Genomic DNA, 14,014 nt, shown 5'->3' with positions numbered 1-14,014 from the left:
TGTTATTTTAATTTTTCTTCGATTTTAGATAGTCTTTCAAAAACCGATTTAAAAGTGTTATTTTCTTTTTTTAGTAATTCAATTTCTTTATTTTGCTGATCTATTTTTCTATTTTGTTGAATCAAGTAGAGTGTAATTTCTTCAGTTTTTTGCAACAATTTAATATTCATTTCAGATAAATTAATTCCGTCTTGTTTCATTTCTTCAGCAGAAGCGATTTCAGGTAAGTGTTTGTTTTCTTTAATGAATTGATCTACAGATTCTAATGAAGGTAAGTTGTAATCATTTTCGAAAACAAAATCGGCTCCGGCATCTACCGTTACTTTTACTTCGCGGGAAGCAATGTTTCCGGCAACGGTAAGTTTTGAAGTTGGATTACTCGTGCCAATCCCTACATTTCCTCCAAACGGATTTATGTTTAAAGAATTAGACGATAAGTAAGCATTATTAAAAGACTGAATAAAAGGTGTGTCAGTATTTAGATAGCCAAATCCTAAACTTATAGCAGGATTCGCTGTATTTATTCGTTGAGTTAATGTATTATTTATATTTGTAAGGCCTGTTGTTATTTCTCCACCTGTAACTTCTAATTTGGAATTTCCAGCTACTAAATTTCCAACTACTAAATTTCCATTAATATTTTGATCCCCAATAAAGTTATTTGTTCCTCGTGTTGCTATTTCATTCCAAGCAGGACTATATGAATTGGAAATTTTTCTAAAAAAGATTCTATCATTCGCACTAAATGATGAAGAGAATTGTAATTGAAAATTATTACTTTGATTTGAATGCCTCATTACAAAAAGATGCTGCCAACTATAGCTTTCATCAGGATTTATTCCTAAAGAGTTAATCTCATAAATTCCGGATTTTAAAGGCTGAGTAAAATCAATGTTAGTCAGGCCTGTAGCAAAACCATCTCCTAGTTGCTGAGAGAAAGAATTTGCAGTTACAAAAAGAGCGATTATTTTTGTGATTACATTTATTTTGGTTTTCATATTTTGCAATTATTTAGACGATAATTTACTTTCTAGTATCATTATTTGTTCATCCTGTTTTTTGTTTTCTTTTTTCATTTCTTCATTATCTTTTTTCATTTCGATCATATACAAAGTCATCTCCTCAATTTTCTGCAAAAGTTTGATATTCATTTCAGATAAATTAATTCCATTTTTCTGCATTTGTTTAGCAGAGGCAATTTCTGGTAAATGTTTGTTTTCTTTGATGAATTGATCTACAGATTCTAATGAAGGGAGGTTGTAATCGTTTTCGAAAACAAAATCGGCTCCGGCATCGACGGTTACTTTTACTTCTCGCGAAGCTATATTGCCTGCAACCGTAAGTAACGAAGTTGGATTTTGAGTACCAATTCCCACATATCCATTTCCTTTTATTATAAATGGTATGCCATATCCTGCGCCAATATCTCTTACTCTAAAATAACTGCTTCTAGCTGCATTCTCTCCTGTGCCAAACGAACCCACATCAATTGTAAAAGCATCAATAATATCTTGACTACCGGCAATGTTTAAATTAATTTTTGAGGTGTTAATTGTTTTGGCAGTAAAATCGGTATTTACATTATTTAAATTGCCGGAATGCCAAATTTTATTCCAGCCTTTCCATTCATAATCCCATCGTCCAAAATACAAATCGTTATTTCCTATTCCATTCATCAAACTGACATAATTATTGGCATCAAAACCAAAATTGATACCTTGATAATAAATTGAACCTAAAGTGTTATTATTAGGAGCTAAAGCTACCCATTGTCCATTAACTAAAGAAAAAGATTCTAAATTTGTTTCTAAATTTGCTATTGGAAAATAGGATTGCGCTTGTGTTGAAATACTAAATAATAAAGGAAAGAGAAGTAGAAAAGTTGTTTTTGCTTTCATGTTTGTATTTTTAATTTGAATTGGCTTCAATTTTTTCTAATCGTTTTTCTAAATCAGTAAACTTTTTATTTTGTTTCTCAAGCTCATTAATTTTTTTATTTTGCTCAATCATATATAATGTCATTTCTTCCATTTTCTTCAACAGATTCATATTCATTTCTGCCAGCATCAATCCGTTTTTCTCAATTTCTTTGGCAGATGGAATTTCAGGTAGATGTTTGTTTTCTTGAATGAAATCTTCTACTTCTTGTAATGATTTTAGTTTATAGTCATTTGCAAAAACATAATCCGGTACTAACGCCCGGCCATATCAACACGTACTTCCTGTGTATGAATTTTTCCTTTTACGGTTAGTTTTTCGTCTGGAATTGCTGTTCCAATCCCAACGTTTCCATTTTGAATTGCTTTAATAGCTAATGAAGCATCATTTGAAGAAAAAACATTTCCTACGTACAAATCCCAGTCTGATGTCATTGGAAGGAATTTTGAAACTGTGACATCATTTCCAGTTGTATTTAAAGTTGTAAATGCAGTATTTGAGTTTATTGAACTTACTTTTATGTAGACTGTAATTGGAGTATTTGTCCCCAACGTATTAATTGCTCTTATTCTAAAGCGAGGATTAGGAAATTCAGTATTACAATCAACAGTGAAGTTAGTTCCAAATCCTACATATGGGTTATTATTTATACGGCCTGTTTCTCTCCAAAGAGTTGGATTCGAGTGTGATATTGAAGCAACATGTGTTGCGGCCGATGCTACATTTCCTCTTGTATAATTAATTGAAATTTGGTAAAAGCCACTTGCTCCAGCTGATATTGGGCTGACACCTAAAAATTCGATGTAATCGCCAACAGCATATCCTGCTGGAAAAGTTACACTACTTTCATATTCATTAGCGTTTGCAATATAATTAGAAGAAGAAGAATTACCATAAATTTTTGATTGGCAAAAAACAAATAGTATTGCTATACAGAGTAATTTTTTCATGTCAATAAGTTTATTTTTTTGAGATTAATTCGATTTTCCTTTCAAGATTTTCTATTTTTTTATTCTGCTCAATCATATACAACGTCATTTCTTCCATTTTCTTCAACAAACTCATATTCATTTCTGCCAACATCAATCCGTTTTTCTCAATTTCTTTGGCAGATGGAATTTCAGGTAGGTGTTTATTTTCTTTAATGAAATCTTCTACTTCCTGTAATGATTTTAGCTTATAATCATTTGCGAAGACATAATCAGGGACTAACGGTCCAGCCATATCAACACGGACTTCTTGTGTATGTATTTTTCCTTTTACCGTTAGTTTCTCGTCTGGGATTGTAGTTCCAATGCCTACATTTGCTGCGAAATAGGCATTTCTGTTTTGATATGTTCCAGTTGTGATTGCGTATTCTTCAACTGTTGTTTTGAAGCTATGAGCAGGACCGTTGACTTCGTTATAGGGTAATGCATTTTGGATGCCATCATAAATTAATGGATTTACAGCATAGTTGGATTGATAATAGTAAGTAGTTGATCCACCGCGAAGCCAAATAATAATTCTGCGTTCGCTATTTGATACAGATGCGTCTTTCCAAGCAGCAATAAAGTTAGTTTGCGATCCATAGGTTGAAGATGCGGGTTTAATATTTGCATCAATAAATTCCGAGTGATTTCCCCATTCAGTTACGTGGAAGTTAAAAGTAGCCATAAGAGAACCTCTCCAGGAAGAATCTCCATGTACATTACTTCTACCTAAAGATAAGTTTGTAGGAACATTGTAAGCCCATCCTCCATCATAAAAAGTAACTGGATAGAATTTATCAAGGTCTCCACCCACAATAAAACTACTTGATAATTGAGAATGACTTATTGTTGAAGTAAAAATTAGAAAGAATAAAAAATATAGTTTTTTCATAATGTTACTTTTTTAGTTTTAGTTCTAAGATATCTTTTTTCATTTCTTCATTTTCCTTTTTCATCTCAATCATATAAAGTGTCATTTCTTCCATTTTTTTCAACAAGCTCATATTCATTTCTGCCAGCATCAAACCATTTTTTTCGATTTCCTGAGCTGATGGAATTTCAGGTAAATGTTTATTTTCTTTAATGAAATCTTCGATTTCTTGTAATGATTTAAGTTTGTAATCATTAGCAAAAACATAATCAGGTACTAATGGTCCAGCCATATCAACTCTTACTTCCTGAGTATGAATTTTTCCTTTTACAGTTAGTCTTTCATCTGGAGCTATTGTGCCAATGCCAACATTTCCTTCTAAATTAATGGCTAATCGTGTAGTGTAATCTAAGTTTTCTAATGAGTTTGAAGGATTTGCAGTTTGAATTAATAGACCATTCATGCCCGTGTCGGTCCCGGTATATAAGCGCACTCCAAATGAATTTGTTACATTCGTGTGCGTTATCATTTCTAAACCATTTCTCCCGTTTCCGTACTGGCCCAATTTAATTTCTTCAAAATTATAAGATCCAGGTAAACTTAATTTATAATTTGAGTTGTTGGTAAATTCACCTATTTGTAATACACTTTGCGGATTTGATGTACCAATGCCAATGTTACGATTAGGCAAAAAAGTAATGTATTGATTGTTATGGTCAATCCCTATATAGCTATTTATAACAGAGGAAACCCCATTGGTAACAAATCCGTAAGATCCTAATGAAATATAATTTTGATTGCCAGTTTCATTAGCTATAGAAAATCCTCTTGCCCATCCATCTGTCTGATTTGGAAAATTTGCTTTTATTTTTGTACCATATGCTGGATAATCAATACCAATTGATACGTCATTAAATGTAGTATTCTGTGCTTTTATCGAAATGCTAATGCAAAAAAAAATAAAGGTGAACGAGATTGTTTTATTCATAAAAAATCACAATTAAGATTTTAATTTAAAAGATAGGATAGAGGGTATGTATAGAATTTCTAGTTGATAGTAAAATTAAAAACAGTACTTCTGGGACTTACGTTTCCGGCTTCGTCAAATGATTTTATAAACCAATAATAAGTACCTTTTGTTAGGGTTTTATTGTAGGGTGTTGTGGCTTTATCTTTAAAGTTTAAATTTGTTAAAGCACTTTCTGTATAGACATAAATACTATCTTTTTCTGTACTTCCCGTTATTGGAGTTCGGCTCCATTGAAAATTGATGCTAGTATTTGTAGTAGTGCTCGCATTTGCCGGATTTGATAGAGTAGGAGTATTAGGAACTTTAGTGTCTACTAAAATAGTTCGCGAAGTGTATAAAGTTTGTGCAGTACCATTACTGGCTCTTACTTTCCAGGTAAATTTTCCTTCATCAAAAGTAAAATTTATCAATGTGGCCACTGTGCTTTGTTCTTTTACCAATGTATTATTTTCATCCATTATTTGAAGCTGATATTCACTGGCTCCAATTATAGCATCCCAGGATAGTTTTTGCAAAGCCGCTTTGGTGATTATGTTATTACTTGGTGTAAGTAAGATTACTGTATTTTTTTGAAAGTCATCGTTATTCAAAATTTCAAAACTTCGTTTGGTATATTTGGTTTCATAACCACTATTTACTGCTTTTACACGCCACTCGTATTTACCAATATTTAATTGTTGTGTAAATGAATTTTTTGAAACTAAAGTATCCAGCACTAATTGTTGCGGAGCATCAAAATTTGGTGTTGCAATTTGCAGTTCATATTTGTCAGCATCTTTTACAGTATTCCATGATAAGTTTACTCCTGATGTAGATAGTACAGCGTTGTTACCGGGGGCTACAAGAACGACTTCGTCTTTTGATATGTCAGGAACAAGAAGTATTTCTTCGCAAGAAAATAAACTTAGAAATAATAAGAATGTGAAGTATTTGTAGAATGAAATCTTATTCATGATAAAATAGAATTGTATATTTTTTTAATTTTGAAATGAAACGTGTTCACCGGATGGTTTACATATCAAATAAGCTTTTGTTTTTTTTCTTTTGCGTTATTCTCTTTTCTGTTATTCCTTTGCAATTACTGTTTTCGTTTACAAGATCAGCTACATACCATTTTCCTCTTTCTGAAGCTGCCCAGCAAAACGAACTTAGCCTGTACGCTACAATTGTTTCGGGGTTTATATCGATAGTATCCACTTTCTTTCCAGATTTAAACAAAGCAATTGCATATTTTTTATTTTGATTGTTTGTTAAGTAATAAGCATCGGCTTGTCTAATTTTTGCAATCTCGTTAGTAGATAAACTAACAGCTAGACTTGAAATAATTTTAGAAGTTTGAGTATTCACTAAAAGATTTAAAACCTCGTTATTATAATCTGAATTTATTTCGTGTACTAAACCGGCGACATCCAAAATTTTAATTGTTACCAACTCAGGTTTTATAGGCAGACTATCTATAAAAGCAACTTTAGTCTGATTCTGATTGTACTTTGCTTTTGATTTGTAAATTTTATTTAATCTTTTATTATAAGGAACGACGCCTATTTCGACGCGAATATTATTTTGGAGATTAGGTAAAGCTTTGGTCTCGAATATATTTTGGTTGTAGGTTAACTTTGAATCGCCAATACTTCCTAATTCAACAACTGAAGTTGAAAATTTGTAATCTTCATTTTTAATTTTGGTTGTCTGGCAAGCAGTACAAATTAATACAGCCAAAGCAACAATTTTTTTTAACATAACTCGATTGGTTTTTAATTAGATAGTATGATTTATCTGAAGTCAAATAAATATTTATTATCAATTAGGATTCATTAATATTTTCTTAACAAATCTAATAAAATAGATGTAAATGACTGTTAAAATTTAATTTTTATTTTAAGAGTTTTGACGTTTTTAAGCGCGACATTTATTTTCTCTTTCTTTCAATTTTGGTGGGTACCTAATTTTAATGAATTTGTTTTGCTTTGAAATATTTTTTTTCAAAATATAATTTTTTTTGTTAAATTTTTGAAATTGTATTATTAAGTAATATCTTACATTTTATTTACTTTATTGCAGTCTAAATTTATTAATTTTTTAAAATTCGAAGAATGAAAAAAATACTACTCCTATTGACAATAGTATTGTGTCAAAATATTACAAGTCAAACGTTTTCAACTAATTTAACACCAGTAGGTTGGGAACATAATATTTTGTTTAATGCCACAACTCGTTATACCGTAACGCAGCAGGGGCCGATTCAAAATTTAGCAATGATGTTTGATGGCGGTATGATGCCGTCGTATGTTGACGGAATTTCTTCTGCAAATCCTACAGTGATTCTAATTGAAAATTTGCTTTTGTACATACACAGTCTGGCGCTTGGTTGGGTTGGACTACGCGTTATCTACCAGCGACAAGATTTAAGATCGAGGGATTTGATACTTACAGTACTCCGAATACCTGGAGAGTTATAGCAGATTATTCTATGACAGATTACGATAAAAATAATTTTTCAGTACAAATTGGATTTCCAGGAGCATATACTAAATTAAAATTTACTTTTTATAAAGGGATAAGTGGGTATGAAGGCACATTTGGCCTTTCAGAATTGTTTTTTATTCACCCTGAAGCAACTTCACCTTACGCAGGTTTATTATCTCCTTCAATGGGTAATTTGCAAAATACCGGAAGTAATTTAGTGTTTAATAATGGTAATGTTGGTATAGGAACTTCGGCTCCAGATTCCAAACTTACTGTTGCAGGTACCATCTCTTCCAGTGAAGTAAAAGTAACCGTAGATGCCGGAGCCGATTTTGTTTTCGAAAACGATTATTCGTTACCTACATTAGAATCTGTAGACCAATTTATAAAAAAGAACAATCATTTACCGGGAGTTGCTTCTGCTCAGGAAATGCAAAAAGAGGGTATAAATTTATGTGAAATGAATATTAAGTTGCTTCAAAAGATTGAAGAACTTACACTTTATATAATTGATATGAATAAAAAAGTCAATGACCTCCAACTTAATAATTCACAACTGACAGGAGAGAATAAAGTTTTGATTAAAAAGGTTGAAGATTTGGAGAAGAGAAAGTAAGGATTTTGTAAGAAGAGATTAAAAATAACAAAGCAACTCATTTGAGTTGCTTTGTTATTTTTATGATAGACCTAGATTTATTCATTGAAAGCCTTAGCATGGTCGAGGTAATTTTCAATCGTAAAACTTTATAAACAAATATTGTAATCAGCAATATTATTTAAAGTATTAATTATTAGTGAAATGGGCATGGAAAAATTCCCAAACTATCGTAGTTTTTATCCGCGTGATTGGGTTTATTGTTTTTGTTTTTTTGGATTATGGCTGTGAGTACTAAGTCAGAGACATTCGCCACAGTACCATGTAAGAACTTTTTGGAGAGCTGGTTGACATTCTTGCAGAAAAAACAAGCCGATAAGTAAAGAAAACATAAAAAAACCTCGCCGATTGGCAAGGTTTATTGTTTCTATTCTTTGTCGATTACCTTTGCGCCACACGAAAGGATTCGTACGGGAGCGGGGGAAAAACCTTAAAAGGTGAATTCAATATTAGTAACTTAACCAATGATAATGGTTTTCCATTAGGTTACTGTGACGGTACTAAAATAGTAGAAAAAAGATTCAATATCACCACAGGTACATTTACGGCTATTCCCTAAACATTTAGCAACTCCATAAAAATCAAAAGCCACTCCGTAGTGAAGTGGCTTTTTTTGATTTTGGACAACTTGAAGGTTGTTTTAATTTTAATGCAATATTACTATAAATTACTGATTATCTGTGAATGTTAGATAGAATTATTAACCACCAACGCATCTCATAGATTACCAGCACTTGTTGGATTTACCTTTCAGGAAATTTCAAAATCAACTGCTCTAAATCTTGTATTAGTTTTTTAATGTTTATAAAATTTAAATCGAAAAATAGTTTGTATTCTTCATCTTTGCCATAAACATATCGCTCTTTCTTTGGATGAAAATCAAAATCTAAATTTATGCAGATTCGATTTTCATCTTTAAAATACTGAAATGATAATTCGTTTTCTATAAAATCAATCCTGTCTACTTCATTTTTTCTATCTTCAATTCCCTTAAACCAAAGGTATAGCTGTTTTAGCTCATTAGTTCTAAGAAATGCGCCCTTAGCGTTCCATTTATTAAAATCATCATGAGCCCATATTTGAATATTTAGCCAATTCAAATCTTCTGAAAATGTAGATTTATCGAATTCATAACCTTTTATTTCTAAAAGGAACTTTCTATCTTGTTGTATTAGCATCATAATTTATCTAATTTTTGCTGGTCTAATTGTAATAATAACTTTTGTCTCAGCATTCCAAATTATTTCTAAGCCTTTATATGACTTACCTACAGCTCCTGCTCCAGCATCAAAAGATACACCTTTATTAAATATTTGTTTAATATCATTCAAAGAGTTAAAGCCTAAATTTGAGGTTCTAATATCTTTTAATCTCTTAATAGCATGACTAGAAAGCGTGAATCCTGTACCATTAAATGCTCTTACAAGTTGTTGATGTGTTAACCCTCTCAATGATAAATTCTGAATTAACCCTCTAAATTTAAGAATTGATTGACCGCTACCAACTCCACCAACAATACCTAACGCACCTGCCCCACCTAATGGTCTGATATGTCTAATTGTACCATCGGCATTAACTTGATAAACAAGTCCAGTTTCTGTTTCTTCCCATTCCCTTGGCTCTAAAGAAAACCAAAGTTTAGATAAAAAACCTTTTTTTTCTTCTAAAACTTTTTTCCCTTTCGGCGGGTCTTGACTAGTATTTGCATCAGCACTACTATTCCCATCTACGGTATTTCCGTCATTATCGATAGTCTCACTTGTATTACTTGAAAAGGTACCATTACCATTATTAGTATATGTAGTACCACTAGCAGAATTAATTATTTTATCCATAAATCCTTGAGAAAGCATCCCGTCTGGGTCAAGAAAGTAAACTGGATTATTCATTGCATAATTGTAAGGAGACCATCTTCGCCCTTCCTCTGCCAATGGGTCAATATTCATCCAGCGACCAATTGCGGGGTCATAATTTCTTGCCACGTAGTCGTAGAAGTTAAGCCCCAGCTCGTCTTGGAGCTCGTTTTCGTTGTACTTATAATTAAAATTGTATGTTTCAAAAATTGTTGTCTACTCCATTGGTGGCAAAGAATAATAAGAATTAAAAATAAAGTTCTTCGATGTAACTTCCAGAACATTCCAAGTGAACAATCCATAAAAATAGATATTTGTTTCATAATTTTTGGTATCGTCTAAACTTCTCATTTTAATCTTATTTTTCCCAAAAGTAAGATTAACACTTTTAGAGTACGAAGTGGGAATGTTAACATTCAGCGTATCTATGTTATTTCCATTTAAACACAATACAAAATCACTTTTATATTTATTTAACTCCCCACCTCTCACTACTAAATGAGAATTAGCCTGAAAACTGATGAAATAATATCCCTCGTAGAATAATCCTAATAATATAATAGTATATATAAAATATTTGATTTTATTTTTCATTTGTATATTTTTCAATTTTATTTTCTTTTTTTTGCCCTACCATTGGTATTAGTCATCATCAATTCTTCTGAAGGAATAATCCCCGAATTTGGAAGTCCATAAATTGTTGCATTAGTGCCATAATTGAGCTTGCCAGCTTTATAACTTTTTATAATTGTTCCAAACTGTGTGTCTGTCAAATTTGTTCCAGCTCCACCACCTTGCATCAACCCCCCCATTTCATGTTCTAGTCCAAATAAGTGACCAAATTCGTGTGCTGCGGTTCTTTCTCCTTGGTTGCCAATATATTTATCATAAAAACCTGTGAAATAATCAGCATCAACAAAAGCCACTTTACCTCCAAAAAAATTACTTATTCCAAAAGGCTCGCCTGTCATTTGTCCATTTTTATCAAATTGGGGTTTTATTTTTTCAGTTAAAACCAGCAAATGGTCACTATCTTTGACATCATTCATAGAATTTGCGACAGAAAAATTTGCAGTTGCTTTGACTTTAGCATCACCAAAGGCTCCACTAAATGATTTTTCTAATGATGTTGTAATATCAGAAACAGCCTTATCCATATCAACATTATTATCTGAAAAATTTATTACTTTTCCAGTAATAGTAATATTTACATTTGTTAATGTTCTATTACCATCTTTATCTCTAATTTCCTTTCCATTCTTATCTTTTTTGTATATTAAGCTAATATCAATTTCTTTTCCATCAGGGTCAATAAAATAAACAGGATTATTAACAGCATAAGTGTAAGGGGAAAAATTAAAAGTTTTCTCAGCTAGAGGGTCAATGTTCATCCATCTTCCTAAAGCAGAGTCATAATTTCTTGCTCCATAGTCGTAAAAGTTAAGCCCCAGCTCGTCTTGAAGCTCCTTTCCATTGTACTTATACTTATTAGCAGCTGCATTTCCTAAAGAATTTACTACATTATTATTGTCAGTTTGTTTTAAACCAAAAGGATAGTAATTGTTTTCCTCTACAATGTTTAAGTTCTTGTTATAGCTTAAACGAACATTCCCCAAATGATCTTTATATTGGTAAATATACTCAAAAACTCCGTTATTATTGCTTACATATCCTTCTGGCTGAGGAAAAAACTGTAATAGATTGTTTTCGTACTGGAAACCGGTTGAATAATCAGTTGTAATGGTTCCGACAATTTTGCGTTGTTTTATCCCTGTAGCATCATACACATAACTAATTGTACCACCCGGAAGGGTTATTTGAGTCGGAAGATTTAAATAATTATAAGCTATATTTGTATTAATGCCTTTGTTTGCATCGGTTTTCATGTTACCATTATCATCATACGAATATTCAACAGGAAGATTGGCGCCATTTTTGAAACCTTCAGAAGAATCTGCACTGTCTTCTACCTTAATAAGCTTATTACCTTGGTCATAGGTATAAGTTAAATTATCTAAGATTTGCATCACTTTTTTAGATGATCCTGTATTTTTAGGTCTTATTCCTGTTCTATACATGCTCATTATGTTTCCATTTTTATCATATGATGCTAATTCTTGCTGATCATCTGACTCCCCAATTGCATATATTAATCTATTCAGTTCATCATAGCCATATGTATAGCTTTTTAAACTTGTATCGATATTTGCTGTTTTCCAAAATGTCTCGCTAATGTTTCCATTAAATAATGGAGTCGACACATCATTGTTAGTAATATTATTGTAATTAATTTGAAAGGCAAACAAATCGTTTCCTATTGCATTGATGTCGTTAATACTTTTAAGCCAACCTCGAATGTTATATTTATAATTAACTGTTTGTAGGCTTGCAACCGTACCACCAACATCTTTAATGTTTAACTGTCCAAGATTATCATAAGTGTTAGCAGAAATTGTTTCCTGAGTTTGCCCGTTTATTTTTTGTTTTTGCGAGATCAATCTGCCAGCATGGTCGTAGGCAAATGTATCAGTAATTATAATAGCACTTCCGGAACTTTTCTGATGTGTTGAAGTGGTCTCAAGTACTTTACCGACAAAATCAAGCTGTTTTTTGACTGTATTGATCGCAGTTAAGTAATTGTTTTTACTATATGTATATATTTCTCTTCCTTTATTGTCATAGTAATTTACATTAGTTGTCCAAAGTGATGTTTCTAAAATTCTAATTTTAGATGCAACGGTTAGCCCTTTAGCGTTAGTAATAGGTGTAATGTCATATGATACAGCTGTTGTACCTCCGTCTAGATCAATATTATTATAATCGTCATAATAAGTAATGGTAAATGGTGTGATACTACTTTTCGGAAAAGCATTATTAGTATAATTAATAGCAATGTCACCAATAGTTAACGACTGTACAGCACGATTTTCAAACAATGTTGATTCACTAGCCAACATCTGGATAGCCGCGCGGCTTGTTTCTGTAGTATTTACATATTCCCCGGTATAAACTGGTCTGCTAAAAGTATCATATTTTGTAAAAATCCATTTATTCTGCTCTCTCAAATTAGAATCCTGTGTAAGAACAGGTCTGTCAAGTTGATCATACACAATAAATTCCCATTCTTTACCGGGTATTTTTTTCTCTACTAATCTGTTTCTTGAGTCATATCTATATTGGTAACATAAATTACTTAAAACAGAAGCATCTATAGCGCCATCTGCTTTTGGGGGTAATACATAAGTTAAATTACCATAAATATCGTAAACATAGTAGGTGTCGTGAACCACACTCTCAGCATTGTTATTTACAATAGAAGTACCATATGTTCTTTTTAAAATTATACGACCATCTTTGTTTTTAAATTCTTCTGTTGTATTTTCATTTCTACTGATCCAGTTTTCATCTTTTGTAACTGTTTTGTATAATGTTCCTGCACCATAAAACGTAGTTCCTGTTGCATTTTCTAACTCAATTTGAAATATACCTCTTACAGAATCCCAAGTATTTATTGCTGTAAAAAACTTTACCTCATTAGCAACATTGGTTTGATAATCCATTTTTATTTCATGTCCTGAATTCAATGCCCAAGCACTTCCGGGAGCTGCTTGCAACATAATACGATTTAAAGGAGAATCATCAAACTTTTTTTGAGAATATGGGTTAGGAGTGGCACTGTTAATATCATTAGAATAATGAGTTACATAATAATTATTGGTATTTGTCTCTGCATCTGTTCTATAACTAGCTATAGCCCCAGTTTCAGCTAAATAGGGGAGATAGTCTTTGTCTTGCCTGCCAAAATCATCATAATCTATATGGGTTACAATATCCTGTTTAGATGGGGAAGCTTTTATAGCTATGTTTTGCATAGGTCTGCCCAGCCCATCAAAATAACTTATAGATTCATTTACATCGGCATTAGTGGCTATATCTGAAGGATTCGCCATTTCTTTTTGAAACGAGCGCGTAAAAATGTAATTCTGATTGCTCAGGGTTGTTGGAATATAGGCATCGGCACTTATTCTGGCGATAAAAGTACTTCCGGATTTTATCCATGTATTGGGTTTTAGTATAATACTTTGGGAGGCAACAAGGGTCTCTGATTGTGTTACAATGTAATCAAGATTAGGGCTTTCTGGTTTTGTTATTAGAGTCGGCGTTTGGGCAAATAAATTTGTACTTATAAAAACCAGAAATAAGGAAATATGTTTGAAGATATTTTTCATC

General features: G+C 32.0%; 14 protein-coding genes and 1 pseudogene. 2 read left to right on the top strand and 13 right to left on the bottom strand.

Annotated elements, in window-relative coordinates; all coding sequences use genetic code 11:
* Nucleotides 1-2: 2 nt before the first annotated feature.
* The 8 genes from ACIDC4_RS00530 to ACIDC4_RS00495 form a co-directional block, all read right to left on the bottom strand.
* Nucleotides 3-998, bottom strand: coding sequence for a hypothetical protein (locus ACIDC4_RS00530; protein ID WP_412043895.1), 996 nt, complete (start codon nucleotides 996-998; stop codon nucleotides 3-5).
* Nucleotides 999-1,007: 9 nt separating this feature from the next.
* Nucleotides 1,008-1,898, bottom strand: a complete 891-nt coding sequence (locus tag ACIDC4_RS00525) for a hypothetical protein (protein ID WP_412043894.1) — start codon at nucleotides 1,896-1,898, stop codon at nucleotides 1,008-1,010.
* Between the two features lie 10 nt (nucleotides 1,899-1,908).
* On the bottom strand, nucleotides 1,909-2,067 hold the full coding sequence (locus ACIDC4_RS00520) for a hypothetical protein (protein WP_412043893.1): 159 nt from the start codon (nucleotides 2,065-2,067) through the stop codon (nucleotides 1,909-1,911).
* Between the two features lie 125 nt (nucleotides 2,068-2,192).
* Complete coding sequence (locus ACIDC4_RS00515; protein ID WP_412043892.1) at nucleotides 2,193-2,888, bottom strand: hypothetical protein; 696 nt, start codon at nucleotides 2,886-2,888, stop codon at nucleotides 2,193-2,195.
* A 10-nt stretch (nucleotides 2,889-2,898) separates the two neighbouring features.
* Complete coding sequence (locus tag ACIDC4_RS00510; RefSeq protein WP_412043891.1) at nucleotides 2,899-3,801, bottom strand: hypothetical protein; 903 nt, start codon at nucleotides 3,799-3,801, stop codon at nucleotides 2,899-2,901.
* 4 nt (nucleotides 3,802-3,805) lie between these two features.
* Nucleotides 3,806-4,768 (bottom strand): hypothetical protein, encoded by a 963-nt coding sequence (locus tag ACIDC4_RS00505; RefSeq protein ID WP_412043890.1) that lies wholly within the window; start codon nucleotides 4,766-4,768, stop codon nucleotides 3,806-3,808.
* Between the two features lie 59 nt (nucleotides 4,769-4,827).
* A complete protein-coding gene (locus tag ACIDC4_RS00500; RefSeq protein WP_412043889.1) occupies nucleotides 4,828-5,763 on the bottom strand; it encodes a hypothetical protein in 936 nt (311 codons plus the stop codon).
* Between the two features lie 58 nt (nucleotides 5,764-5,821).
* Entirely contained in the window at nucleotides 5,822-6,550 is a 729-nt protein-coding gene (locus ACIDC4_RS00495; RefSeq protein WP_412043888.1) for a hypothetical protein, read from the bottom strand.
* Nucleotides 6,551-6,903: 353 nt separating this feature from the next.
* Here ACIDC4_RS00495 and ACIDC4_RS00490 point away from each other — a divergent pair, with 353 nt between their 5' ends.
* Both ACIDC4_RS00490 and ACIDC4_RS00485 read left to right on the top strand, forming a co-directional pair.
* On the top strand, nucleotides 6,904-7,269 hold the full coding sequence (locus ACIDC4_RS00490; protein WP_412043887.1) for a hypothetical protein: 366 nt from the start codon (nucleotides 6,904-6,906) through the stop codon (nucleotides 7,267-7,269).
* A gap of 11 nt (nucleotides 7,270-7,280) precedes the next feature.
* Complete coding sequence (locus tag ACIDC4_RS00485; protein WP_412043886.1) at nucleotides 7,281-7,892, top strand: hypothetical protein; 612 nt, start codon at nucleotides 7,281-7,283, stop codon at nucleotides 7,890-7,892.
* Nucleotides 7,893-8,674: 782 nt separating this feature from the next.
* Here ACIDC4_RS00485 and ACIDC4_RS00480 read toward each other — a convergent pair.
* The 5 genes and pseudogenes from ACIDC4_RS00480 to ACIDC4_RS00460 form a co-directional block, all read right to left on the bottom strand.
* Complete coding sequence (locus tag ACIDC4_RS00480) at nucleotides 8,675-9,112, bottom strand: WapI family immunity protein (protein WP_412043885.1); 438 nt, start codon at nucleotides 9,110-9,112, stop codon at nucleotides 8,675-8,677.
* Nucleotides 9,113-9,115: 3 nt separating this feature from the next.
* Nucleotides 9,116-9,820 (bottom strand): hypothetical protein, encoded by a 705-nt coding sequence (locus tag ACIDC4_RS00475; RefSeq protein ID WP_412043884.1) that lies wholly within the window; start codon nucleotides 9,818-9,820, stop codon nucleotides 9,116-9,118.
* 21 nt (nucleotides 9,821-9,841) lie between these two features.
* Nucleotides 9,842-9,937: pseudogene (locus ACIDC4_RS00470) on the bottom strand (hypothetical protein); the annotation flags it as partial.
* Between the two features lie 63 nt (nucleotides 9,938-10,000).
* Complete coding sequence (locus tag ACIDC4_RS00465) at nucleotides 10,001-10,378, bottom strand: hypothetical protein (RefSeq protein ID WP_412043883.1); 378 nt, start codon at nucleotides 10,376-10,378, stop codon at nucleotides 10,001-10,003.
* A gap of 17 nt (nucleotides 10,379-10,395) precedes the next feature.
* Nucleotides 10,396-14,013 (bottom strand): DUF6443 domain-containing protein, encoded by a 3,618-nt coding sequence (locus ACIDC4_RS00460; RefSeq protein ID WP_412043882.1) that lies wholly within the window; start codon nucleotides 14,011-14,013, stop codon nucleotides 10,396-10,398.
* Nucleotide 14,014 lies beyond the last annotated feature (1 nt).

Source organism: Flavobacterium sp. C3NV (genome assembly GCF_046825355.2).
Taxonomy (GTDB): Bacteria; Bacteroidota; Bacteroidia; order Flavobacteriales; family Flavobacteriaceae; genus Flavobacterium.
The sequence above is the reverse complement of the archived record's forward strand: the minus strand, read 5'-3'. Positions and strand labels throughout refer to the sequence as shown.